At 66.8% G+C, this 24,682-nt stretch carries 21 protein-coding genes and 1 tRNA gene; 13 read left to right on the plus strand and 9 right to left on the minus strand.

Translation table 11 applies throughout. The annotated features are described in order from the left end of the window. Window positions 1–77: 77 nt before the first annotated feature. Window positions 78–1,121: a biotin-dependent carboxyltransferase family protein gene (locus ACILR9_RS08440; RefSeq protein WP_395709464.1), complete on the minus strand. Its 1,044-nt coding sequence runs from the start codon at window positions 1,119–1,121 to the stop codon at window positions 78–80. Further along, the gene (gene pxpB, locus ACILR9_RS08445) at window positions 1,118–1,867 is read right to left on the minus strand and encodes a 5-oxoprolinase subunit PxpB (protein ID WP_395709465.1); all 750 of its coding nucleotides are present in this window, start codon (window positions 1,865–1,867) and stop codon (window positions 1,118–1,120) included. Before pxpB ends, ACILR9_RS08440 begins: the two co-directional genes overlap by 4 nt. A 38-nt stretch (window positions 1,868–1,905) precedes the next feature. Between pxpB and ACILR9_RS08450 the strand changes: the two genes are divergently transcribed. The 6 genes from ACILR9_RS08450 (at window position 1,906) to ACILR9_RS08475 (ending at window position 8,600) form a co-directional block, all read left to right on the plus strand. After that, window positions 1,906–2,697, plus strand: coding sequence for a LamB/YcsF family protein (locus tag ACILR9_RS08450; RefSeq protein WP_395709466.1), 792 nt, complete (start codon window positions 1,906–1,908; stop codon window positions 2,695–2,697). A gap of 216 nt (window positions 2,698–2,913) precedes the next feature. Next, on the plus strand, window positions 2,914–3,411 hold the full coding sequence (locus ACILR9_RS08455) for a heme-binding protein (RefSeq protein ID WP_395709467.1): 498 nt from the start codon (window positions 2,914–2,916) through the stop codon (window positions 3,409–3,411). 159 nt (window positions 3,412–3,570) lie between these two features. After that, window positions 3,571–4,812, plus strand: coding sequence for a hypothetical protein (locus ACILR9_RS08460; RefSeq protein WP_395709468.1), 1,242 nt, complete (start codon window positions 3,571–3,573; stop codon window positions 4,810–4,812). Window positions 4,813–4,950: 138 nt separating this feature from the next. Next, entirely contained in the window at window positions 4,951–6,351 is a 1,401-nt protein-coding gene (gene selA, locus ACILR9_RS08465; RefSeq protein ID WP_395709469.1) for an L-seryl-tRNA(Sec) selenium transferase, read from the plus strand. Window positions 6,352–6,546: 195 nt separating this feature from the next. Next, the gene (selB, locus tag ACILR9_RS08470; RefSeq protein WP_395709470.1) at window positions 6,547–8,472 is read left to right on the plus strand and encodes a selenocysteine-specific translation elongation factor; all 1,926 of its coding nucleotides are present in this window, start codon (window positions 6,547–6,549) and stop codon (window positions 8,470–8,472) included. 32 nt (window positions 8,473–8,504) lie between these two features. Beyond that, window positions 8,505–8,600, plus strand: a tRNA-Sec gene (locus tag ACILR9_RS08475). A 94-nt stretch (window positions 8,601–8,694) separates the two neighbouring features. On the opposite strand, the gene ACILR9_RS08480 is transcribed toward ACILR9_RS08475, so the two are convergent. Then, complete coding sequence (locus tag ACILR9_RS08480) at window positions 8,695–9,030, minus strand: hypothetical protein (RefSeq protein ID WP_395709471.1); 336 nt, start codon at window positions 9,028–9,030, stop codon at window positions 8,695–8,697. A 199-nt stretch (window positions 9,031–9,229) separates the two neighbouring features. Between ACILR9_RS08480 and ACILR9_RS08485 the strand changes: the two genes are divergently transcribed. The 4 genes from ACILR9_RS08485 to mobB all read left to right on the plus strand — a co-directional run bounded on the left by ACILR9_RS08485 (window position 9,230) and on the right by mobB (window position 11,707). Continuing rightward, entirely contained in the window at window positions 9,230–9,568 is a 339-nt protein-coding gene (locus ACILR9_RS08485; protein ID WP_395709472.1) for a hypothetical protein, read from the plus strand. Window positions 9,569–10,002: 434 nt separating this feature from the next. Beyond that, a complete protein-coding gene (locus ACILR9_RS08490; RefSeq protein WP_395709473.1) occupies window positions 10,003–10,233 on the plus strand; it encodes a hypothetical protein in 231 nt (76 codons plus the stop codon). Next, window positions 10,230–11,102: a formate dehydrogenase accessory sulfurtransferase FdhD gene (gene fdhD / locus ACILR9_RS08495; protein ID WP_395709474.1), complete on the plus strand. Its 873-nt coding sequence runs from the start codon at window positions 10,230–10,232 to the stop codon at window positions 11,100–11,102. The genes ACILR9_RS08490 and fdhD overlap by 4 nt, the downstream gene beginning before the upstream one ends. Window positions 11,103–11,224: 122 nt before the next feature. Then, window positions 11,225–11,707 carry a molybdopterin-guanine dinucleotide biosynthesis protein B gene (mobB, locus tag ACILR9_RS08500; protein ID WP_395709475.1) on the plus strand — a complete coding sequence of 161 codons (483 nt, stop codon included), beginning with the start codon at window positions 11,225–11,227 and terminating at the stop codon, window positions 11,705–11,707. A 24-nt stretch (window positions 11,708–11,731) separates the two neighbouring features. Here mobB and ACILR9_RS08505 read toward each other — a convergent pair whose 3' ends face one another. The 4 genes from ACILR9_RS08505 to ACILR9_RS08520 form a co-directional block, all read right to left on the minus strand. Next, window positions 11,732–14,605, minus strand: coding sequence for a FecR domain-containing protein (locus ACILR9_RS08505; protein WP_395709476.1), 2,874 nt, complete (start codon window positions 14,603–14,605; stop codon window positions 11,732–11,734). A gap of 17 nt (window positions 14,606–14,622) precedes the next feature. Then, complete coding sequence (locus ACILR9_RS08510) at window positions 14,623–15,942, minus strand: tetratricopeptide repeat protein (RefSeq protein ID WP_395709477.1); 1,320 nt, start codon at window positions 15,940–15,942, stop codon at window positions 14,623–14,625. A gap of 128 nt (window positions 15,943–16,070) precedes the next feature. Next, complete coding sequence (locus ACILR9_RS08515; RefSeq protein WP_395709478.1) at window positions 16,071–17,066, minus strand: glycosyltransferase family 2 protein; 996 nt, start codon at window positions 17,064–17,066, stop codon at window positions 16,071–16,073. Beyond that, the gene (locus ACILR9_RS08520) at window positions 17,063–18,802 is read right to left on the minus strand and encodes an IlvD/Edd family dehydratase (RefSeq protein ID WP_395709479.1); all 1,740 of its coding nucleotides are present in this window, start codon (window positions 18,800–18,802) and stop codon (window positions 17,063–17,065) included. The genes ACILR9_RS08515 and ACILR9_RS08520 overlap by 4 nt, the downstream gene beginning before the upstream one ends. 353 nt (window positions 18,803–19,155) lie before the next feature. Between ACILR9_RS08520 and ACILR9_RS08525 the strand changes: the two genes are divergently transcribed. From ACILR9_RS08525 to ACILR9_RS08535, 3 genes are all read left to right on the plus strand, one after another. Beyond that, window positions 19,156–19,746, plus strand: coding sequence for a cysteine hydrolase family protein (locus ACILR9_RS08525; RefSeq protein WP_395709480.1), 591 nt, complete (start codon window positions 19,156–19,158; stop codon window positions 19,744–19,746). A gap of 115 nt (window positions 19,747–19,861) precedes the next feature. Then, window positions 19,862–20,674, plus strand: coding sequence for a universal stress protein (locus ACILR9_RS08530; protein WP_395709481.1), 813 nt, complete (start codon window positions 19,862–19,864; stop codon window positions 20,672–20,674). A gap of 47 nt (window positions 20,675–20,721) precedes the next feature. Continuing rightward, complete coding sequence (locus ACILR9_RS08535; protein WP_395709482.1) at window positions 20,722–22,308, plus strand: hypothetical protein; 1,587 nt, start codon at window positions 20,722–20,724, stop codon at window positions 22,306–22,308. Between the two features lie 87 nt (window positions 22,309–22,395). Here the strand turns inward: ACILR9_RS08535 and ACILR9_RS08540 are convergent, their stop codons facing one another. After that, window positions 22,396–23,616, minus strand: coding sequence for an META domain-containing protein (locus ACILR9_RS08540; RefSeq protein WP_395709483.1), 1,221 nt, complete (start codon window positions 23,614–23,616; stop codon window positions 22,396–22,398). Further along, window positions 23,613–24,668, minus strand: coding sequence for an AI-2E family transporter (locus tag ACILR9_RS08545; protein ID WP_395709484.1), 1,056 nt, complete (start codon window positions 24,666–24,668; stop codon window positions 23,613–23,615). The genes ACILR9_RS08540 and ACILR9_RS08545 overlap by 4 nt, the downstream gene beginning before the upstream one ends. Window positions 24,669–24,682 lie beyond the last annotated feature (14 nt).

A 24,682-nucleotide genomic window follows, 5' to 3' on the forward strand; every position in this document is an offset into this window, starting at 1 on the left:
GGTCCAGAAAGAAACGAGCGCCACGGAGAGGCGCGCTCCCGGCCATGACGTTCGCGGTCCGGAAGACCATGACGTGCTCAGGGCGCTGGTGTGTGGAATACCACGCCGTCGATCAGGTTCTCCTCGTAGAGGCGGCCGAGATCGATGCCGCCCGGCGGGCGGGCCGCCTGGAAACGCCCGATGGCGCGCTCGATCCGCGCCTCCTGGTCGCGCCGCAGTGCTTCGGCCTCCTCGACCGTCACCGGCTGGAAGCGCACGACCTGACCGGGCAGCAACCGGCCGAGCCGCGGCAGGTCCGCCGAGGCCACGGTCGCGATCTTGGGATAGCCACCGACGGTCTGGCGGTCGGCCAGCAGGACAATGGGGAGCCCCGCGCCGGGCACCTGGATGGCGCCGGGGCCGATGCCGTCTGAGATGATGTCGGCGCCCTTGGCATGCTCGATGGCCGGCCCCTCGAAGCGGATGCCCATGCGATCGGCTTCCTTGGACACGCGATAGTCCGATCCGGCGAAAGTCTGTCGGCCGGCCTCGCTGAAATAGTCCTCCTGCGGACCCCAGACGATGCGGATCGGCCCCGAGCCGTAGTCGAACGGCTGGTCGAGCTTCCGGTCCTCTCCCGGTGGCGCCTGGGGCCGCACGAGAGGCAGGAGATCGCCTTCCGCGAGCTTGCGCCCGTCGAGGCCGCCGACGCCGGCGCGTGCATAAGTTGCCAGGCTGCCCATGAAGGGAGGCAGGGCGAAGCCGCCCGCGACGGCGAGGTATGCCGTGCTCGAGCCTTCGACCATGCCGACCTTGAGGATCTGGCCGCGCTTCAACAGATGCGAGCGGTCGGTTTCGATCGGCTTGGGCGACGCTCCCTCGGCTTCGATCAGCGATGCAGAAAGCGGTCCGACGAGCGCGATGCGGACGCTGTCGGCCTCGATCAGGAGGTCGGGCCCCATGACACCGATCTCCAGCCCGGCCGTGTTGGCGGGATTGCCGCACAGGGCGTTGGCAAGGCGAAGCGCGACGCGATCCATCGCGCCCGCCGTCGGCATGCCGAGCGCCATGAAACCGATACGGCCAAGATCCTGCAGCGTATCGAACAATCCTTGCCGGACGACCTTCAGTGCCGCGCTCATGCGTCGTCCTCGGGCGTGCGGATGAGCTGCGACCAATCGAAGGTGCCGGCCTCGACCTGGCGGGCAATGTCATCGAACGTCGCGCGATCGATGCGCTGAAACGAGAGCGAATCGCCGGGCGCCAGGAAAACCGGCTGCTCGCGCCGCTTGTCGAACATCCAAAGCGGCGTGCGGCCGATCAGATGCCAGCCGCCCGGACTCTCGAAAGGATAGATCGTCGTCATGTCCATGGCGATCGCGACCGATGATCTCGGCACGCGCACCCGCGGATCGGCGCGCCGTGGCAGGTAGAGCGATGGCGTGAGGCCAGCGATGTAGGCGAGTCCGGGCATGAAGCCCAGCACATAGACCTTGAACGGCGAGGCGAGATGGTCGGCGATCACCTGCTCGGGCGTCTTGTTGGTCCGTTGGGCGACATCGGCGAGATCGGGTGCGAACTCGGGATCGTCGTAGCAGCACGGCAGCGTCACCTGCCGTTCCGCCATGCCGCTCGCCAAGCCGCCTTCGACCAGCGCGTGAATCTGCGGCTCGAGCTCGGCGCGCGACGTCTCGAGCGGATCGTAGCTCACCATCAGCGAGCGCATGGTCGGCACGGTCTCGATCACGCCGCCGAGCGAGCCGGCACGCATGGCGTGCCCGATCGCGCCGTGCAGCGCCATCACGCGACCGTTGATTTCGGGGGAGATTTCGTTGCCGAATTCGACGGTGAAGGCAGTATCGCCGCAGGACAGGTACCGGACGCTCACATCTGCTAGGATAACCGCTTCATCCAAGGGAGTCTCCAATGGCCGCAACGAACGCCGGCATGGTCAACATCAACTCGGATCTGGGCGAAAGCTTCGGCCCGTGGGTGATGGGCAACGACGCCGAGGTGCTGAAGATCGTGCGCTCGGCCAACGTCGCGTGCGGATTTCATGCCAGCGATCCGACCGTGATGGTCGACACGGTGGCACTCTGCCAGAAGAATGGCGTCAGCATCGGCGCCCATCCCGGCTTTGCCGACCTGCAGGGTTTCGGCCGCCGTGTGATCAACCTCGCGGCGAAGGAGCTCGAGGCCAACATCGCCTACCAGCTCGGCGCCCTGCAAGGGATCGCGGCGCTGTTCGGCGCCAGGGTCACGCACATCAAGCCGCACGGCATGATGGGCAACATGTCGGCCGAGAGTGCCGAGATGTCGGACGCGATCTGCCGGGCCGCCAAGGCGTTCGACCGCGACCTGATCTTCCTCGCCCAGGCCAACACCGAGCAGGGCAAGTCGGCACGCAAGGCCGGCCTGCGCGTGGCCGAGGAGGTGTTCGCCGATCGCACCTACACCGACACCGGTTTCTTGACGCCGCGCAAGGAGCCCAACTCGATGATCAAGGACGCCGCGCAGGCGGTTGCGCACGTCCGCCGCATGGTCGACGAGCAGGCGATCTACTCGACCTCGGGCAAGCGTATCCCCTGTCAGGTCGATTCGATCTGCGTGCACGGCGACGGCCCGACTGCGGTCACCGTCTCCAAGGCGGTGCGCGAGGGGCTGGAAGCCGCCGGCATCCGAGTCGTGCCGCTGACCGAGATGAACCTGACGCATTGAGGTTCGACGCCATCCCGTCTGCGGCCTTCCCCCTCCGCGCCGTATGACGTGGCCGATGACGGGGGAGGGATTGAAGATGTGTCCAACTCGCAGCCGGCTCCGCCGCGACGCGAATGACGTGAAAGTGACTGCGCGGCATCCTGTGTCCTGGCAGGGCAATTGTCATAGTTCCCCGGCCATCCAAAGAGATGGGACTTTTCCGGGAGATTAAACGTGATGAACAGGCTGACCATGGCGGCTGTAGCCGCCGCTTTCCTGCTGTCGCCAATTGCCGCTGTTGCCCAAACGCCGGCGGCGCCGCCGCCCTACGGCGTGGGGATCGGCTTCGATGCCGCCAAGAAAGCTCTGGCTGCCGCCGAAGCCGAGGCAAAGAAAAACAACTGGCCGGTCGCCATCGCCATTGTCGACAGCTCGGCCAAGCTGGTGGCCTTCTCCAAGATGGACAACACCCAGCACGCCAGCGTCGACATCGCGATCGGCAAGGCGGTCACCTCGAACAACCTCAAGCGCCCGACCAAGGCGTTACAGGACGGCATCGCCCAGGGCGGCGTCAATCTGCGCATCCTCGGCCAACCTGGCATCACGCCCCTCGAAGGCGGCGTGCCGATTGTCGTCGACGGCAAGATCGTGGGTGCGATCGGCGTGTCGGGCGTCCTGAGCAACCAGGACGCCGAGGTCGCGATGGCGGGGGCGGCAGCCGCGGCCGCGAAATAGCCGTTTCGCCGCCTTGTCGCAGACCGCTTCGCCGCTATAGTCCGCCCGACCTCACGCACGGGGTCGGGCGTTCCAGGGATGGCGAATGGCGGGTTTGTCGAGGGTTCAGCGCGTTGAACGGGGCGCAGACAGGATGATCGCCTCGCCGGCAGGGCTGTCATGAAACAGCGCATTTTCGGCTGGATCACGGTCCTGGTCGGGTTCGTGCTGGCGCTGGCGATGATCGAGGTCGCGGCCATCGCCTTGCTCTACGTCGAGGAGGGCCGCTACACGCCGGCCGCCGAGCTGTTCCAGCGCACGCAGAACACCTATGTGCGCGACGCGACCAAGGGCACGTCCTGCCGCTATGTCGACACGCTCTATCCACACCCCTACGTCGCCTTCGTTCACCACGCCAACCCGCCGTGCGGCATGCCGTGGGTCAACAATATCGGCCTGTTCGGGCCCGACTATCCGGTCCTGAAGAATCCCGACCGCTACACCGTCATCCTGATCGGCGGCTCGGTCGCCTCTCAGCTGGCGCAGAACCAGGCGCCGCCGGCGCCGCGCTATCTCGAGGAGGAGCTGAACAGGAAGTATGTCAGTCCCAACGGCAAGCCATGGCAGGTGCTGAACGGCGGCGACGGGGCGTGGAAGGAGCCGCAGCCGTTCATCCTGTTCTCGCTCTATGCCGGGTCCGTCGACGCCATGGTGTCGCTCGGCGGCTTCAACGAGCATTACGATTTCCGGCCCTACTCGAGCGAGCGTATCGAGGCGCCGGCATCGAATTTTCTCGACGTTAATCCCTTCGTTGCCGACGAAAATTTCGGCGACGCCGCGATCGGCTGGGTGATGGGCCGTCTCGCCGGCAGCCTGGCGCTCAATCCGGTTCTCGGCCATTCGCATGCCGCCTACCTGATCATCCGTGGCATCGAAGCGAGCGCCAAGGGACAGGACACGTTCAAGTCCAGCAAGAAGACTTCGATCCGCGGCATGTTCGCCCTGCCGCAGGAGGTCCGGGAGGATCCCAACCGCCTGTTCGACGTCCAGCTCGCCCTGTATCAGAAATACATGCGCGCCGAGCAGGTCGTGGCCGCCGACAACAAGGTCAAGACGGCGTACTTTCTTCAGCCAATCCCCGCCTGGGGCAAGGTGCTGACGGAGGAAGAGAAGCGCGTGGTCGGCGACCTGTCCTACGGCGAGCTCTATCGCCGCATCGTCGCCGGCATCCTGACCCTGCGCCCGCAGGGCCTGCCGATCTACGATCTCGGCGACGTCTTCGCCAACGAGAAGGGGACGATCTACGCCGACCACATCCACTATTGGCGGGACGACAAGAACGAGAGCCCGGGCAACCGGCTGGTGGCGGCGCGCATCGGCGAGAAGCTGGCCGAGACCTGGGGCCTGCAGCGGAAACCATAGCCCAATCACCGCGGACTCCGCCCGCGTCGCCAATCCGTTCGTGCTCGCCGGCGCCGCAGCGGATTGATCCCGGCCGGTGGCTGGGCCATTGTGCGGGGCGAGGCCGGCAGCCGGCCGATAATCATCAGGAAACGTTCCGTGTCGCGTGCCGACCGCCCAGCCCCCACTCTTTCACCGTCGCCTTCGAATCGCCCGCCGTCGATCGACCGCATGGCCGGCTGGCCGGCCCTGCAGCCGCTGATCGGGCGCGCCGGCCGACCCATGGTGATCGACGCCCTGAGGGCATGGGTCGAGGCCAGACGGGGACAACCGGACGTCAGCGACGAGGCCGCCTGCGCACGCTGGTGCGAGGCACGATTGGCGGGCCTGATGAGGCCGTCGCAGCGCCGCATCTTCAACCTCACGGGCACTGTCCTGCACACCAATCTCGGACGGGCGGTGCTGGCCGAGGAGGCGATCCAGGCCGCCGTGGAAGCCATGCGCTCGCCGACGACGCTGGAGTACGATCTCGCCGACGGAAGCCGTGGCGAGCGCGACGAGCATGTGGCACCCTGGTTGCGACGGCTCACCGGCGCCGAAGCCGCGGTCGCAGTCAACAACAACGCCGCTGCCGTGCTGCTCGTGCTGGCGACCCTGGCCGCGGGACGGGATGTCATCGTCTCGCGCGGCGAGCTGATCGAGATCGGCGGCGCCTTCCGCATTCCCGACATCATGGCGCGCGCCGGCTGCCGGCTGGTCGAGGTCGGCACCACCAACCGGACGCATCTCAAGGACTACGCCGAGGCGATCGGACCGGATACGGCGGCGATCATGAAGGTCCATCCGTCGAACTACACGGTCACCGGCTTCACCAAGACGGTATCCGCCGCCGAGCTGGTGCCGCTGGCGCGCGAGCGCGGTCTTCCCGTGATCGAGGACCTCGGCAGCGGCACGCTCGCCGACCTCGAGACCTGGGGCCTCCCGCACGAGCCAACGGCACGCGAGGCGATTGCCGCCGGCATCGATGTCGTGACCTTCTCCGGCGACAAGCTCCTGGGTGGTCCGCAGGCTGGTCTGATCGTCGGTCGCAAGGAGCTGATCCAGCGCATCGGACGCAATCCCATGAAGCGGGCACTGCGCCTCGACAAGGTGCGGCTGGCGGCGCTCGAGGCGACGTTGCGTCTGTATTCCGATCCCGATCGGCTGGCCGACCGGCTGCCGACCATCCGCACGCTCGCCCGTCCTGCGAACGAGATCCGCAGCCTTGCCGAGCGTCTCCTGCCACCTCTCGCCCGCCAACTCGGCGAGGCTCTGCAGGTGACCATCGAGCCGGCGCGCGGCCAGATCGGCTCAGGCGCGCTGCCCGTCGATCTTCTGCCGTCCTTCGCGCTTGCCATCCGCGGCAAGGGGCTGGATCGGCTGGCGGTGGCGTTCCGTCGGCTACCTGTACCGGTGATTGGCCGCATCACCGGCGGCGCGCTCCTGTTCGACCTGCGGACGCTGGATGACGAGAGGGCGTTCCTTGCCCAACTGAGTGAGCTCGATGGCTTGGCTGAGTAGGCTGCTCGGGCGCAGCAGCGGGACTGCGCCGACGGAATGCCTGCTGGCCGAGGCGCTGGCGGCCTGGAATGAGCTGTCGAGGGCCCGGGCCGGCGGCGCGGGCGAGCTGGCGCCCGGCTTTAGACAGGAGGCTCTGGCCAGGACGCGGCCATTGCAGCGTCAGGAGGCCGAACGCCATGCGACGGAGGCGATGTCATGATCGTCGGTACCGCGGGCCACATCGACCACGGCAAGACCGCTCTGGTGAAAGCGCTGACCGGGGTCGATGCCGATCGCCTGAAAGAGGAGAAGGCGCGCGGCATCACCATCGATCTCGGCTATGCCTACAGCGATCTGGGCGACGGGCGACAATTGGGCTTCGTCGACGTGCCGGGCCACGAGCGGTTCGTGCACAACATGCTGGCTGGCGCCACCGGGATCGACGCGGCGTTGCTCGTCGTGTCCTCGGTCGAGGGCATCAAGCCGCAGACCATCGAGCATCTGCAGATCGTCGACCTGCTCGGCCTCGACCGCGGCATCGTCGCCCTGACCAAGGCCGATCTCGTCGACGACGATCAGATCCTGGAGCGCATGGCCGAGATCGAGACCCTGCTGTCGGTAACCGCGCTCAAGGGGGCTGAGATCGTGCCGGTGTCCGCGCTGACCGGCCGGGGCGTCGACGAGCTGAAGGCGAGGTTGCTGGCGCTGGGCGAAAGCGGCAAGGGAACGACCGGTTTCGCCCGGCTGGCGGTCGACCGCAGCTTCCTGTTGACCGGCGCCGGGGTCGTCGTGACCGGCACCATCCACGCCGGCGAGATCAGAGTCGACGATCGGCTGCTGCTCTCGCCGTCCGGGCTGGAAGCGCGCGTTCGATCGCTGCATGCCCAGAATCGCGCCGCGCAGGTCGGCCGGGCGGGCGAGCGTTGCGCCCTCAACCTGACGGGGTCGCGCCTGTCCAAGGACGCGATCCGGCGTGGCGACTGGGTGATCAGCCCCGATTTGCACACGCCGACCGACCGCGTGGATGTGCGTCTGAGCCTGCTCGGGTCGGAAGGGCAGCCGCTCAAGCACTGGTCGCCCGTGCACGTGCATCTGGGCTCCGCGCACGTGATGGGCCGCGTGGCCTTGCTGGAGGGCGAGAGACTGGTGCCCGGTGCGACAGGGCTGGCGCAGCTGGTGCTCGATGAGAAGGTGGGCGCCCTTGCCGGGGACCGGGTCATCCTGCGCGATCCCTCGGCCAGCCGCACGATGGCGGGGGCTGCGGTCATCGATCCGTTCGGTCCTCCGCGCAACCGGCGCACGGCGCGCCGGCTGGAAGAGCTGCGGACGCTCGACCAGGCGGACGAGGACGTGCTGCCGGGTTTGCTGCGGCTGGGGTCGGGTTTCGTCGAGCTGCGCCGCTTCGGCCAGGCGCGCAATCTGCGGCCGGCTGATGTGGCGACCCTGTTGCAGTCGGCCGGTGGTGCCGAGCTCGATGGGTTTGGATTTCTGGCCGATACCATGGCGGTGGCCCGCACGGACATCGTCGAGACGCTAACAGCATTCCATCGCGACAAGCCGGATGCACCGGGCCTGCAGCCGGAGCGATTGCGTGTGGCGCTGCCCTGGCGCTGGCCCATTCCCGTCTTCAAGGTGCTGCTCGACCAGGAGATCAAGGCGAAGAAGGTCACGGTCGACGGACCCTACCTGCGCCTGCCTGGGCATTCCCTGAAGTTGGGGGCGCGTGACGAAGCGCTGTGGAGGAAGGTTGCGGCCGATCTCCAACGCGAGCGCTTCAAGCCGCCCCGGGTGCGCGACTTCGCGACCACCTATTCGGTGGCGGAGGTCGACATGCGGCGGCTCTTGCAGCGGCTGGCCCGGGTCGGCCAGGTAGTGGAAGTGGCGCCGGACCAGTATTTCCTGAGGCCGGTCGTGGCCGAGATGATTGCCATCGCCAATGATTTCGGCCGTGACTTCACGGCGGCCGAGTTTCGCGACCAGCTCGACAACGGGCGCAAGGTGGCGATCCTGATCCTGGAATTCTTCGACCGTCACGGCATCACCATCCGGCGCGGCGATTTTCGCCGTACGGCGCCGCAGAAGCTCGAACAGTATGGGCCGCTTCCGAAGCCGGCCGATACTGTCGCGGCTTCCGGTGGATGACAGCGGACCGGTTCTCGGGAATCATGGTCAATGGAGGGGAAGCGCTCCCGGTGGGGCGGCTGGCCTTCAAAGCCAGAGAGGGCCGTTAGCCGGTTCTTAGTGGGTTCGACTCCCACTCTCTTCCGCCAACTCGCATCGACGTGCAGGTCACGGGACCGTCAACCTTGATAGCAACGCCGTGAGACGATCGTTGTGGCCGCCTGATGCCGCCTCAGAGCGGCGTCAGAAGATGACTTGGCCTCGCGCGCGCAGCACGTAGCCCATCGCCCGGAACTCCGAGTTCTGCCGGATCGCCGACGTGACCTTGGTGTCGCCGTCGCGGTTGACGGCGGCCGCCAGCTTCTCTGTTTCCTCGCTGCAGGCAAGCGCCACGGCGCGCGCTATGGTTGCGGCGTCGCTGTCGGTGGCGATGTCGGCGGAAGCGTTCCGAGACAGGCAATTGTCCCGTGCCTCGGACAGCCTGGCGATGGACGCCTCGCGTCCCTTGTCGCCCACCATGAAGAAACTTTGCTCGCACCCAGGCAGGATCAGGACGAGGCAGACGATGAGGAAGCGCATGCAGACCTGAGCGGCAGGAGGGGAGCGGAGGCAGCACTTCGCGCCTCTGGCGGACACTAACGCCACGACAGGCCGGGCAGCGTCAAGCTTGCGCTTGAATTTTTTGCCGCACGGCGCAGGCTGACTGCTGCGTTAAGACAATGTACCAACAGCTTGTCCAACCCATCCCCGCACCGTCGCTCGATCTGTCGAGGCCCCCATGAGACCTGCCGCCGTCCTGCCCCTGCTGTTGCTATTGAGCGGTTGCGCGGGAGCCTATCACACGTCGAGCGACGGCCGCCTTCAGACCAAGATCGATACCTCCTATGAGGCACGCGACAAGTGCCTGGCCAGGCATGCGGCAGCCAACGACATCAGCGGTTCGGACACGCAGACCATCGCCCAGGCCGCCACCCTGGCTTGCGCAGCGGAGACCGAACGGCTGATCGAGATCTCCAACCGCGACGGCGACCCGAAGGTGGCGGCCGCGATTCGCAAGGATTCGGAGTTTCGGGCGATGGGCTACGTGCTGCGGGCGCGGGGCCAGGCGGGCGGCTAGCGGCAGGCCGTGGGCGACACCATCGGACGACCCAGACGCAAACGGCGCGGGATCGAAATCCCGCGCCGTAGCGACCGCCTCAGGTGTGCTTCAGGGAGGAGGGGCGGCCGAACGTCTGTTTCAGTGCGATCCTTCGCAAGAGTTCGTCATGCTCGTGCAACTTTCTGCTTTCCGGCTTACGGCGACCTTACCGAAGTCGACAAATTAGCCCACAGGCGGGCCTGCCCCTCCCCCGGACAATGCCTCGGCTTGCTGTTTTGACTTGCGTCAGAGAGCAGGGTGGCGCTTGCCGGCGGGCTGGCGGACAGGCAACGTGGTGGCGACATGATCGCCGCTACCGATTTCCTGATTGCCCGCCTGCAAGCCGATTGCACTGACGCGGAAACCCAGGAGCGCGCCGTTCGCGCGGCCGTCGAGATCTCGTTGGCGACGACATGCCTTGGAACGACATGTGCCGATTGCTCGACAGCGCCCGCACGCCGTGGGACGGGGTGGCCTTCTTCGTCGGCCTCGACACCGCCGGCGGGCTGCTCGCCGAAGCCGTGGCGGCGCGCAAGCTGCGCGAGGTCGAGGCTGATGTGACGGCCGATCCGCTCGCCCTCAACCGCGGCCTGCTCTTCGGCCGCAGGGGCCATCACCTGCGCATCGACGAGGTGGCGCGATGAGCGATCGCAACGGCGCGACGACCGGCCAGCCTTCGGCAGGGACCGACGTCGGCTCGATCCATCGCACCGCGCGGCGGCTCACCGCGTCAGGCGAGGAACTGCTCGACGAGGTGGTGGCCGAGGAGGAGGCGGTGGCGCTGGTCTACAACGGGGTCAGCCATGCCGTGATGATGGCGACGCCGTGCGACCTTGGGGATTTCGCCCGCGGATTCACGCTTACCGAGCGGATCGTCGAGAAGCCGTCGGAGATCTACGACATCGAGGTCGCGGACGAGGATTTGCGGCCGGGCGGACGCGGCATCGAGGTCCATCTCAGGATCGCCAACCAGCGCATGGCGGCGCTCCAGGAACGGCGCCGAACCCTGGCCGGGCGAACCGGTTGCGGCCTGTGCGGCGTCGACAGCATCGCCGAGGCGCTGCGTCCGGTGACCCAGGCGGCCACGAAGGCCATCGTGCAGCGAAGCGCCATCGAACGGGCAATGGCCGCCTTGCCGGGATGGCAGCACATCAACCGGTCGAATGGGGCGACCCATGCCGCAGGCTGGGCAACCGTGGATGGCATCTTGATCGCGGTGCGCGAGGATGTCGGGCGGCACAACGCGCTCGACAAGCTCGCCGGGGCACTGGCACGGCTGCAGAGCGCTGCACCCGGGGCCGTGGCGCCCGGTGGTTTCGTGGTGGTGACGAGCCGCTGCTCCTACGAGATGGTGCACAAGGCGGCGGCGATCGGCGCCGCCGCGATCGCGGCGGTATCGGCGCCGACGTCGCTTGCCATCGAGACCGCCGAGGAGGCGGGTATTGCCCTGGTCGCTTTCGTGCGCAGCGGCCGCCTGACCGCCTATGCCAATGCGGACCTGATTGCCGCATGAATGGGCGGGGGCATTGCCGGGAGCGCGCCACTCCCGTGGCGCTCATAGGGTGTGTGATCGGCAAGAAGAGCGCCATGGGAGTGGCGCGCTCCCGGCAATGACATGAGCCCCTTCAGAAGACCATGACGCCGCCGCGCATCTTCGGCGTCACCGGCTGGAAAAATTCGGGCAAGACGACGCTGGTAGAGCGCCTGGTCACCGAGTTCGTCCGGCGTGGCTGGACCGTGAACACGGTCAAGCACGCCCATCACGACGTCGACATAGATCAGCCCGGCACCGATTCGGCCCGCCATCGCGCGGCTGGGGCGACCGAGGTCGCGCTGGTCGGCGGCCTGCGCTACGCCATCATGCGCGAGCAGGGGGAGCCTGCCCTGTCGCAGGTGCTGGCGCGGCTCTCGCCGGCCGACCTGGTGCTGATCGAAGGCTACAAGCGCGAGCCCCATCCCAAGATCGAGGTGCGGGCCGGCCCGGGAGAGTCGATAGCGGCCAAGGATCCCGCCATCGTGGCGATCGCGGCTGACACGCCGCCTGCCGAGACCCATCTGCCGTGGTTCCGCCGCGACGACATCGCCGCCATTGCCGACTTCATCGCCGGCCGCCGATAGCGGCCGGAGCATCTGATCGATCGGTTACTTCTGGGCCGCGAAGGAACCGCCGGCCTGATAGTTCGGTCCGGTGATCGAGAAGTTGCCCATCTGTCCCGCCGCGACGGTGCTGGCGGATGACGTGAACGCCCCGTTCAAGGTCAGGCTGCGGCCGGTGGGGAGGCCGCCGGTGGTCCCCGCCAGGGGGGAGATCGTCTGGAAGTTCGAGGTCGAGATGCTGCCGATCGTGTTGGGCGTGATGCCGCCGCCGAACGAGGCGCCGTCGAAATTGACCGTGGCGATTCCGGTGCGGGTCCCGAAGTTCCACTGGTTGGTGTAGCTGCCGGCCGCAACGTAGCCGTTGCCGCCGTTCTGCACGTTGCCGACGAGATGGCCGGAATAGCTCGCGCTGCCGGTCATCTGGTTGAGCTGGGCGACCGGGGTCACGGTGCCGGCGACGTAGGTCGCCAGGTTGAGGCGGTCACGGCCATTGGGATTGTACGAGCTGCCGGCGTTGTACTTCACGTCACCGCCCCACCAGCCCCAGGTCATGAAATCGCACGTGCACGGTGTGACGCCCTGGGCGGCGAAGAACTCCGGCGTCGGAGCAGCGTTGTAACTGGCCATCGTCGTGCGCGACTGAACGTTGAGTCCCCCCGACGTTATCCCGTTCGACGTGACGCTGGTCGTCTGCGTCGCAAATTCCGTGGGCGAGCGGTCGAACACCGCGTAGGTCCGGTCGTCGATGAAGGCGCTGGTGGCGTGAGTCTGGCCCGTGGTGCCACCCAGCTGGAACCTCGCCGAGGTCGACGTGCCGTCCCACTGGTTGATCGTGATCGTTGCTGCCGCCCGGTTGTTGCTGGCGCTCGTCTCCAGGGCGATCTCGCCGCCGAACTGGCGGGGCGCCGAGAAGGTGCCATTGGCGCTCTGGCCTTCGGCAATGCCGCCGACGAAGCCGGTGAGCTGCTGGTTGGTGCGGGTCTGGCCGACCGAACCGGGAGTCGGAGTCCTGGTGGCGACGGTGTCGACGATGTACGGTATTCCGTTCAGGTTGGTGTAGGGTTGGTCGAACGAGGCCTGGGGCGCGCGGGTCGTGTTGCCGGAGATGATGATCCCGCCGCTCGTCGTGATGTTCGAGCCGGCGCCGTCGTTGGTGAACACCATGGTCTGGGCGTTGTTGCCGTAGATCGAGTTGCCGCCGCCGGTATCGAAGGTCGATTCGCTCGAGACCTGGCGCCCGATCCGCTGGTCGCCGCCCATCCGATAGGTGCTCTGGAAGCGGCCCGAGTTGAAATTGCTGTCGTTGTTGTAGTCGCGGAAATAGTCGCCGATGAACACGCCCATGTAGGACTTCTGGCCGGCCCCCTGACCGGCGATCGACACTGTCGATTGCATCGACACGGCGCGCTGAGGGCCGGGAGCCGGGCTGCCGATCGCACCGTTGCTCTGGCTCGAATAGGCCGAGTAGAGCGGCGACACCGAGGCGGCCGCGCGCAAGGCCGGGTCATTGCCCACAGCCAGGTTCGAGAACGGCAAACGACCGTTGGCTTCGAGAGACGACAGGACGTGGGTGGCAAAGCCCTGGGTCGGGAACTGCGCCAGGGTGGTCGGCGTCCCGCCGACAAAGCCCATCCGGGTGCCGGCGGCGTCGGTGAACACGAAGGCGAAGAAATCGCCCGTCTGGTTGACGAAGCCGGTCCCGTTCAGGAGGCCCAGATCCGGGTGCGTAAAGCTGATGGCATAGGGCGCATCGCTCGGCTGCCAGGGAACGGAGAACGATCGATTGTCCGCGAGGTTGATGGTCGCCGTGCCGTTCGCCAACGACCCCGTTGGCTGCAGCTGGACGTTGTTCCTGGGGACCGGCGCGACGGCGAGCGTATTCCTGTCAAAATCGGTGAAGCGCGGTTCCTGCGCGAACTTGCCACGGGTGACGATGACGGTCGTCGGCGGACCCGGTGGATTAATCGGCGGTGTCGTGCTGCCTGGCGACTGGCCTTGATTCGTCGGCAGGTTCACGGCCTCGAACGGCTGCCGATCGACGCCGGGATTGGTTACCGCATTGATGGGTGTGTTGTTGAAATTGCGGTTGTTAGGTCCCGGCCCGGTGCCGAAATTGTTCGTGTTGCCCGGCGGTTGGGCGAAAGTACCGCCTGGCTTGCCGGAGTTCTGATTGGTGAAGCCGGAGGTCTGGACAGCCCGGTCGGGATTGACGCCGCCAAAGGGAGGGGGACCCGCACCCGGGCCGCCGCCGGGGCCCTTGCCGACATTGCCCTCGAGCTGCGTCAGCTGGCTGGAATAGCCCGCCGTGTTGGCCTTGGTCGGTTGCCCCGGCGTGCCGCCGAGCGTGGTGATCACCTCGAAGCCTGGACGCAGGACGGTTTGCACGACGCCGTTGGCGGTTACCGTCATCTTGCTGCCGAACACGAAGGTGGCCTTGGTGAACGACGACTGGGCTTCGCCGATCATGATGCCGCCGCGGATGCCGATGGTGCTCGACGGCGTGGTCACGGTGATCGGTTGGGCCTTGCTGATCTTGCCGCCGACAAGACGGAACACGCCGCGCGTCGCATTGACGGCGAGCTCGCCGGTGCTGCTCGCCGGGTCGTAGACGAACCTGTCGATGGTGAGCTGGGCGTTGGGGCCCACCGTCAGCGAGGTGCCGTCGAGGAACACGAGATGGGCGCGATCGTTGGCCCGTGTGGTGATCAGCTCGTTGGCCTGGACGTCGATGCCGATGCGCAGGATGCGCTCGTTCTGCTGCGGCGGCTTGCCGAGCGGATCGCCGTCGGTCGCCGAGGTGACGCCGACCTTCGCCTGGGCGTCGCTAAGACCGAGCGACAGTCCCACGGTGGAGATCGCAGTCATGCCGAGCAGGGCGGCGCGCACCATGCGGGAGCCGACAGACGCCGTATTCGCCATTGGACCTCCTCGGATCCTCAGAAGCGCCAACCCACACCCATGAGGAAGCTGTTGTTCACGAACTGGTAGTTGGGCAGGCTCGCCCCCCGTACGAAACGTCCAGCTGAGACTGTGAGGGTCGTCCGCTCGTCGAATGGAATGGCCAGAGTTATGTTCAGTATTGTGTCGTTTTGCAGGCGGTTGACCGACGGGTCGATGACGACGTCGGGCTGGTCGTAGGTCCACCATTGCAGGTTGACCGAGAGGCCGATGCTCCACGCCAGCTCGCTCTTGAACAGGGGGTCGATGAAGCGGAAGCTCATGCCGCCGCCGACGCCGTAGAGCTGATAGCTCTGCCATGGCGCGTTGTCGGTTTGGAAGCGCTGGACGTTGCCGTTGGTGAAAATCGAGAGGGCTTCGTTGACCTGGTACTGGAAGGTCGTGTTGCCCGAGTACTCCCAGCCAGTGAACTGGCTGTTGGTCGGCACGTACCAGGTGTCGGGATGCATCTGCCGCCGCCACACGAAGTTCGAGGTGTTGCGCAGCCGGTCGGTGATCAGGGTGCCGACTTCGAGGCCGGCGCCGTAGGCTCCGTAGAACGGCGTGTCGTTGACCCAGATGTAGCCGCCGGTGAAGAACGGCTTGACGCTGACATCCTCGGCGATTCCCTGCAGGACCTGGAAGCGCGGACCCATGGTCAGGTCGATGATCGACACGTTCGCCGCCGAGATCTGGAACTGGCGGTTGACGTAGCCGGTCAGCTGCGTCTCCAGCGCGGCGCGGTCCTGCGTCCCGAGATCGTAGACATGCCGGATGTAGCCGGAGGTGAGGACGCCCCAGTCGGCGGTGCCGATCGATGACTGGTTGAGGTTGGCGGTCTGGCCGAACAGCCGCACGCTCGAGGTCGGCGGGCCGAGATTGGCATTGGACTGGTAGCGCACGCCGCCGAAGACTTCGCCGAAGAAGCGCGACGGGCTCTGGCGCTTGCGGATCTCGGCCATGAACTGTTCGGCGCGCGCCCGCACGTCGGGCGGCACGGCGGGCGAGGCGAGGGCAGTCTCGAGGTAGGTATTGGCGATCTCGTAGGAGCCAAGCCGGAAATAGAGCACGCCGAGCTCGAGGCGCACGCGCGGCAGATCGGGGTTGATCAGCAACATGCGCTCCAGGGCCGAGATCGCGCCTTCCATGTCGCCGGCTTGCGCCGCAACCGTGGCGAACTTGAACAGGACGTCCAGGTTCGCTGGCTGCTGCATCATGGCCTGGAAGGCGGCATCGTATTCGCGCCCGCGCTCGGTGCCCGCCGCCGGTGTCTGTTGGGCGCTTGCAGGCTGGCCAACGGCCAGAATTGCCGCAGCCATGACCAGTACGCTGAGCCGACGAAGTACCTCCAACTGCGTCCCATCTCCCCTGAGATGACAATAACGCGGCAGGTTCTTGCAGGCAAGGTTACGAGAGTTGGCGGCTGTGTGCGATCGCAGTGGCGCTGTCACACCAGCCAGCTGCGTGCCATCAGGAACCAGGAGACCGGCCAGCTCGCGCGCGCCGCCTGCATGCGCAGCAGCATCTGGCGATACTGTCGACCGCCCAGGGCGCCGGTGAAGCGGTCGCTCTCGCGCTGCATGGCGGCCAGCATGCGATCGAGCATCACGGCGTAGGTATTGCCCCAGTTGCGGCTCGACAGGTGAAGCCGTCCGCCGAGCACCGGGTTGTCGGCGGCACCGTTTCGGCCGTGCAGGCGATAGGCGTAAAGCGCTTCGTCGATCAGCAGGGAGCCTGCCACCATCTGCGCCATGACCACGACGTAGAAATCCATGTGCAGGCGATAGGTCTCGTCGTCCTCGGGAAATACGAGATCGATCAGCGAGCGGCGGAACATCATCGACGAGGTGCTGACCCAGACCCAGTGCACGACGCGGCTGGTGTAAAGACGGTACGGCGTCTGCGATTGCCAGCGCACGATGCCGGTCGCCGGATCGACGCTGGGGACGCGCGCCGGATCGATCGGGGCGAAGGCGCGGTCGCGGTCAGCGCTGGCGCGCTCGCGGCCGAACCAGTAGACGCAACCCGCGATCAGCTTGCCGCGTCCGTCGATCAGCCGGGCGTTGCAGGCCGTGAAGCCCACCGCGTACGTCTCGTTCAGATGCGCAGCGAGATGGCGCTCGAGGAAGTCGGCGTTCCACAGATCGTCCGAATCGAGGAAGCAGACGAAGGTACCCTTGGTCTCCGCCAACCCGCGCCGCGTCGCCCCGGCCTGGCCGACGTTCTTGTCCAGGCGAATGAGCGAGAACCGGGGATCGGCGAGCGTGTCGAGCGTCCGCTGCACGACCGCCGCGGAATCGTCGGTTGAGGCGTCGTCGACGATGACGCAATGGAAGCCGCGCAGCGTCTGGTTCGCCACCGAGCGGATGGCGTCCGCGACATAGTCACGGCAATTGTAGCAGGTGACGACGACCGAGATGTCCGGAAGGGCTGCCTCGCTCACGGCTTGGCCGGGCCGAGGAAGTCGAAGTCGACGCCCTGGTCGGCCTGCAGCACCTCCTTCTGGAACAGGCCGGCGTAGCCGCGATCGCTGCCGGCGTGCGGCGCCGGCGCCTTCCACGCCTTGCGGCGCTGGGCGAGCTCCTTGGCGCTGACGAGCAGCTCGAGGCGGCGCTTCGGCACGTCGAGCGTGATGCGATCGCCGGTCTTCACCAGGGCGAGCGGACCGCCGACTGCGGCTTCCGGCGCCACGTGCAGCACGATCGTGCCGAACGCCGTGCCGCTCATGCGCGCGTCGGAGATGCGGATCATGTCCTTCACGCCGGCGCGGGCGAGCTTCATCGGGATGGGAAACGAGCCGGCTTCGGGCATGCCTGGCGCGCCCTTCGGGCCGGCATTGCGCAGCACCAGGATGTCGTCCGGTGCGACGTCGAGCGCCGGATCGTCGCCGCGTGCGGCGAGATCCTCGAGCGAGTCGAAGACCACGGCGCGGCCGGTATGGCTCAGCAGGCTGGGCGAGGCGGCAGCATGCTTGATCACCGCCCCGCGCGGCGCCAAATTGCCGCGCAACACCGCCATGCCGCCTTGCGGCTTTATGGGGTTCTTGGGTGTGCGGATGACGGTCTGGCCGGGCACCATCTCGGCCGTGTCGATCACCTGCTTCAGGGTGCGTCCGGCAACGGTCCGGCACTTTTCGTCGAGCTGGCTGCGAATCTCGCGCATCAGCCGGGAATTGCCGCCGGCCCAATGGAAATGCTCCATGTAGTGGTCGCCGGACGGCTTGAGGTCGACCAGGACGGGCACGTTTCGGCCGATCTCGTCGAACTCCTCGAGGGCGATCTCGACGCCGAGACGGCGCGCCACGGCGGTGAGATGGACCAGCGCGTTGGTCGACCCGCCGATCGCCTGAAGCACGGTCAGAGCGTTGCGGAATGCCGCCGCGGTCATGATCTCGCTGGGCTTCGGGCCCTGCTTTCTCGCCATCTCGGCGGCCAGCCGGCCAGTCGCCTCGGCGACCCGGAGCCGGTCGGAATGGGTCGCTGGAATCGAGCCGCTTCCCGGTAGTCCCATGCCGAGCGTTTCGACGATGCAACCCATGGTGCTGGCCGTGCCCATGACCATGCAGGTACCCTTGGTTGGCGCGAGGCGCTCGCTCACCTGCTCGATGTCGGCTTCCGAGAAGGTGCCGGCGCGATACTGGCCCCACAGGCGGCGACAGTCGGTGCAGGCGCCCAGCACCTCGCCCTTGAAATGACCGACCAGCATCGGCCCCACCGGTAGCACGACTGCCGGCCGGTCGGCGCTGGCGGCAGCCATGAGCTGTGCCGGCAAGGTCTTGTCGCAGCCGCCGATCAGCACGACGGAGTCCATCGGCTGGGCGCGGATCATCTCCTCGGTGTCGATCGACATGAGGTTGCGCAGGAACATGCTCGTCGGGTGCGAAAAGCTTTCGTGAATCGAGATGGTCGGAAAGACCATGGGCAAGGCGCCGGCAAGCATGACGCCGCGCTTCACCGCCTCGATCAGGTCGGGCACGTTGCCGTGGCAGGGATTGTAGTCGCTGAACGTGTTCGTGATGCCGACGATCGGTCGATCGAGCGCATCGTCGGAGTAGCCGCCGGCCTTGATGAAGGCTTTGCGCAGAAACAGCGAAAAGCCCGCGTCACCGTAGGTGGCGAGGCCTTGGCGCAGGCCGGTGGGCTTGGGCGCGCCGGGGACGCGTCGTTTGCGGGAAGCCATGGCGTATTTCTCCTGACTGGCTGTATTTTGTCAGGTCGATCGATGCCAGACCAGACCGCGTGTGCGCCGGGGCGGGGCATGGCTCATGCGGACCGCGGGCATCCCGCCCGCTCATGGTTCACGAGCATGAGCGGGCGGGATGCCCGCGGTCCAATGAAGACCATGAGCTTCGCTGTCACTGTCTCGATCGTGAGCGGACGGAATTCACGGGTTCCCGTAAGTGTTTGGTCAGGTCGTGCTGCCAACGTGACGCCTGTGCGCATTTTTGTCGAGAAAGAGCTTGCCAAGCCGCCCGTTGTGAGCGTTGATAGACCAACGACTAATGCAACCGTGAAGATGTGGTGAGGACGAACATGGCAATGACCATGCTGCAGATGGCAGGGATGGCGCCAACGCCTGCGACGATGGCGGATGGCATCCTGCTGATCATCGATGCCCAGAGGGAATATACGGATGGCCTGATGCCGCTGCCGGGCGCTCAGCCGGCGATCGAGGCGCTGGCTGGCCTGCTCGACAGGGCCCGCAGTGCCGGTGCGCCGATCGTCCATGTGCGCCACCAATCCAAGGGCAGGGCGTTCAATCCGACGTCGACCGGCTACGAGATCGTGTCGCCCCTGACGCCGCGGGCGGGTGAGACGATCATCGACAAGGGCCTGCCGAACGCTTTTGCCGGGACCGATCTTGCCAAGCATCTCGCTGCGATTGGCCGTAAGAATCTCATCGTTGGCGGCTTCATGACCCATATGTGCGTGTCGGCGACGGTGCGTTCGGCGACGGACAATGGATTCATGTGCACTGTAGCGGCCGACACCGTGGCGACGCGGGACCTGCCGGATGCGACGGGTGGACCGACCATCACGGCCGAGACCATCAACCGCATCGAGCTTGCGGCCCTGTCGGACCGCTTCGCATGGATCGTGCCGGTGGCAAATCGGATCGTCTGACGCGTCGGGCGGGGCCGAAGCATCGATCGGCCCGAGCGCCATCGGTTGAAGCATCGGACCGGCTGAAGTCTCGGTTGCCGCGTGTTAGGATACGCCCAAACAGGGAGGGCGTGTCATGAAGTCGATCTTGACCATGGCGTGGACGGCGGAAGACCCGGCGGCCTTCGAGTTGGCGGCAAAGCTCGCGCGTGCCTTCGATTCGCGATTGGTAGGATTGGAGCCGCCATCCTACGGCGTCATGAGCATGGCGTGGGCGGATGCCGGGATGGGCGCTCCGATCGGCGGTGGACTGGCGGAGGACGCCGAGGAACGTCAGCGCGTTGCTGCCGTCAAGCAGGCCTTCGAGCAACGCGCCACCGGCATTCGCTCGGAATGGCGCTCGGCCGACGATAGTGGGCCGACGGCAATCGGCACCATCGGGCGCGCCTATGATCTGGTGGTGATGCCACAACCGGGCGCGCTGCCCAAGATGCCCGAGAGCGTCTTCGAGACGGCCTTGTTCGATTCCGGCCGGCCGGTACTGGTGGTGCCGGCGGGCTACAAGGGCATGGTGGGCAAGCGAATCCTTTTTTCCTGGAACGGATCGACCGAGAGCGCGCGGGCGATCTCGCTTGCCATGCCGTTCCTGAGCCGCGCCGAGTCGATCGACGTGATGAGCGTCGATGGTCCGAGCGGCATGGTGCCCGGGCCAAGCGCTGCAGAGATTGCCGAATCGCTGCGCAGCCACGGCCTCAACGTGACCAGCCAGCACGTCAAGTCCGGCAATCGGTCGGCGGGCCAGACGATCGTCGACACGGCCATCGCCGGCGGTGCCGACCTGATCCTGAAAGGCGCCTACACGCAAAGCCGTCTGCGCCAGATGATCTTCGGCGGCATGACCCGGCATCTGATCCTGAATTCGCCGTTGCCTGTCCTGTTTTCTTACTGACAATGCGTCGCCGGTGTCGCCGCCGGCAGACGTGGTAGCATTCGTGTATGACGTCTGGTTCGACCGACACCATCGGTCGGCGGCTTTTACGCTGCGTCCTGGTTGCGACCCTCCTGTTTGTCGGCACGTTTGCGGTAGCCGCCTCGGTGTCGCTGCGCGCCGACGACGCCGGGGGCCTCGCTCCGACGGTGGGAGAGAGGATCGCCCTTCTCACGGCCGAGCGGGCGAGCCTGCAGGCGCGTGCCGGGGGAGAAGCCCGCCTTGTCTTGCTGCCGGCCTTCCAGGCGGCGAGCCTGTTGACCGATGCCATCCTGGCGCGCTCCGACGTCGACACGGCCCGCGCGTTCGACGACGTCGCGCCGAGTCAGAGGCAGGCATTCGCGGCACTCGATGACCTGAACCTGGGACTGCGCGATGCGCTGGAATGGCCCGGTGAGGGCTCTGCGACGGTCGCTGCCAAGGAAGCCGAACTGGCGAGCGCCGAGCTGGAGCGGCTGGCAGGACTGGACGAAGCGCCTTTGGTCCTGTCCTACACGCCGCGGTTCGTGCCGCCGCGTCGAGCCACCGGCGAACTTATTCTCGCTCCCCGTCGGTCACCCCTGGGATCGCCGGCCGATGCACTGCGACCCGAGCCGTTGCTGGACTTGTCGGCGACGACGCTCCCAGAGGTGCCTGGCATATCATCGCCGGTGCCGACACAGGCACCAGGCGGGGTGCATTCCCGATTGACATCCCCTTCGCCGCCTCAATCGTCCCTGGTGCCACGCTACGCGCCTGACTTCGCCACGTCGAATGCCGAAGATCCGCCGGTCCAGGTGGAGGTCTTTGGCGTCCACCTGACACCGGCCGGGGCACTGCCGCCGGTCCTGGCGGTCGGCGGGTGGCGGGGAGCCGCCATCGTCGGGCCGGACCGCTTCATATTCATGGTCCCTCGCGTCGCCTTTGCGACCGACGCGGCACGCACGGTCCTCGCGATCGGCACGCTCTCGGTCAGGCGCGCCCAACAGGTCGTGACATTTCAACTGGTATTCACTGTCCTGCCGGATCGGCCCGGTGCTTTCGCTCTCGACCAGCGCGTCGTGACGACGGAGTCCGAGTCCAACACGCATGTCTCGCCGGAGATCCTGGTGCGTGCGGCGGCGGGTGAAACCCGCACCCTGCGCCGCTGTTTCGATCCGCCTGCGGGGTGGCACTTTGCGGCCGATCGGCGGCGCGTCATCCTCGTCGAGCGGTTGGCGTGGCAGGACGACGTCACCGACCCTTCGCTCAATAACGGCTCGGTCGAATTCGTGCCGCCACAGGAACCCGGCCAGATATGTGTCGCCGTAGTCGCCCGGCCGGTCAGCCGATCGGTGCGGACGGCAACGATCGGCCGGTTCGAAGCGACCTTGGTGCGTGACCGATCGGTCGAGCAGGTCACGAAGAGCGGCGTGCGCGCGCTCGATTGGCGGGAAATCGTCCGAATCCCCTTGGAGAAGGACGTGGCCGACTGGAAGCTTTATATCCGTCTATTCGGCGAAATCGACCGGGAACTCGATAGGACAACCCAATCGAGCCTGCCGTTCCTGCGCATCCTCCGCGAGGCCGACGACCAGGCTCTGATTCTCAAAGCCGACCAGTCGGCCCAGCCGTAATCGCTCGTGCCTCCTCCGAACCGCGGGCGTCCCGCCCGCTCATGAGAAAAGAGCGGGCGGGACGCCTGCGGTCCGGAGGAGGTAGAGCTAGCGGCCGCGTGCCTCGAAACGAAGACGTCGCTTACTGGTCTGGTCCATCAAGTCGAGAACGGTGCCTGAGAGCTGGGCCTGTCGAACCGCGGCGAGCGCATCGAGGAAGCGGCGCTCAATCGCGCTTATCGCGACCGGGCATTGCGCCGGGGGCGTCGCCTCGGTTACGAAACGCAGGCCTTCGGGATCGAGCTGATAGCTGCCGGCGACCGTGTTGCATCCCGTCGAAGCCGCGAACTTGCCTTGGCTGTCGAGCCGGAGGGAGGGCTGCTGCCGTCGGCTGGCGAATGTCGGACGATCACCGTCGATCTCCACGACGCGCCACTCGGTGTCGCGCAGGGCCGAGCCGCGGGCCGGGAGGGCCGGACAGGTGGCGTTGGCATCGAGGGCGAGGAAGCGCTCGGCATGTATCTCGCCCTCGTCGAAGCGTCCTTGCAGTCGAACGAAGACGCTGGCCTCGCGAGACGGAGTAGCCTCCGTCCAGGCCTTCTCGAGCTCCGGCTCCGCCCCGCCGGGAGCAAGGGTGTAGGTTCGGCCGGACAGGCATTCGGCGAACATGCCGCCGGACGGCGTGTCGCGATAGAGCCCGCCTAGCTCGAAGCGATCGTCGATCTTGTCCGGCTTGGCGGCGCGGGCGAGCTCGGTGCCGTCGGCCGCGACGAGACGGTCGCCGTTGGCTTCGCGGAACACGCGCCGCGCCGCCAATCCGCCGCGCAGGATCAGGCGTACCCCGCCGTCGACCTCCTGCGCCCACTGACCGAGGTCGACCGTTGGCGGCCCCGGATCGCGGCGTTCACGCAGCCGAAAGATCCCATCCGGGAACAGCGTGATCGTGAGGCTGCCGCCCTCGTAGGTGCGCGGCGGCTCGCCAGGCCGGCCGACCGCGTGGCAGCGCATCGACCGTCCGGCAGCGGTCAGCGTCGCTTCGCGACCCCGGCCGCGCAACTCGTAGTACGAATCGCCGTAGGCGAAGCCAGATCCGGAGCGCTGGCGCGACAGCTCGATGTCCGGCTGACCCGGCACCGTCAGGGTCGCCAGCTCACCGTCCTTGGAGAAGACAGCGGAGAAGTCGGTGGCGCCCGGGCAGGCGTACAGGACTTCGAGCCCGGGTGGCTGGCCCTCGGTCACCGCTTCGCGCGCCGGCGGCGCCTGGGTTGCAGCCTGTCCCCAAGCCGTTCCGGCGGCGAATAGCGGCGCCAGGAAGCTCAGTCGTCTCATCGCTGCCCTGCGGTTTCGGACTTCGGGATGTTGCCGTCAGCGGACAGCAGCACGGCCAGGGGGCGTGTAGCCTCGAATTGCGCCAAAACGATGAGACCCACCACCATGATCGGAACGCACAGGAACATGCCAGCCACGCCCCAGGCCGTTCCCCATACCACCAGGGAAACGATTACGACCAGCGGGGAAAGGTTGAGCGAACGGCCCAGGATGGCGGGCTCGATCACATTGGCCGTGACGACCTGGATGGTGCCGAAGACCAGCAGCACGATCAGGAACGGCGTCAGGTCGTCGAACTGGACCAGGGTGAGCAGCGATGGCGCGACGATGGCGAGGAACGAGCCGATCGTCGGGATGTAGTAGAAGAAGAACACCATGACCGCCCAGAAGCCGGCGAAGTCGAGGCCTACCGAGGACATTACGGCATAGGCCAGTCCTGAGGTTGCGGTGGCGAGCATGGTCTTGATGCGGATGTAAGTCCGGATATCCCGGTCGATACGCTCGAGCACGGCGAGCACGCGCACCTGCTGATGACGCTCGGCGAGGATAATGGCCAGCTTGTGGGGGAAGCGGACCTGCTCGACGAAGAGGAAGCCGGCGTAGATCAGCACGAGGCCGGCTACGCTCACGATTGAGGCAGTGGCGGTGGCGAGCCTGCCGAGCGAATCGGCCAGGCTGATCCGATTGAACAGCTCGGTGATGGTCGGCGCCCGGTCGATCCCGACGAGGCGCGCTCCCTGGTCGATCAGGGCCTGCAGCCGGTGCTCGTAGTTCGGGGCGGCATCGACGACGGCTGACAGGTTGAGGCCGATCGTGCGTCCCAGCACCCAGACGAGACCGGCCATGACGCAGACGGCGGCCGCCAGCGCCAGCGGCCGCGGCAAGTGCCATGCCGCCACCCGCGGTGTCTCGAAGGCATCCGCCAGGGCATGGATCATGTACCAGAGCACGACGCCCAGCACGAAGGGCAGTAGGAGGCCGCGGCCGGCCACGATCAGGTAGATCGACGCCGCAATCACGATTGCCCACAGGGCGGCCCGCTGCAGATTCATGGGCGGCGGCCCGG

This window comes from Reyranella sp., assembly GCF_044224635.1.
In the GTDB taxonomy this organism is placed as follows: Bacteria; Pseudomonadota; Alphaproteobacteria; order Reyranellales; family Reyranellaceae; genus Reyranella.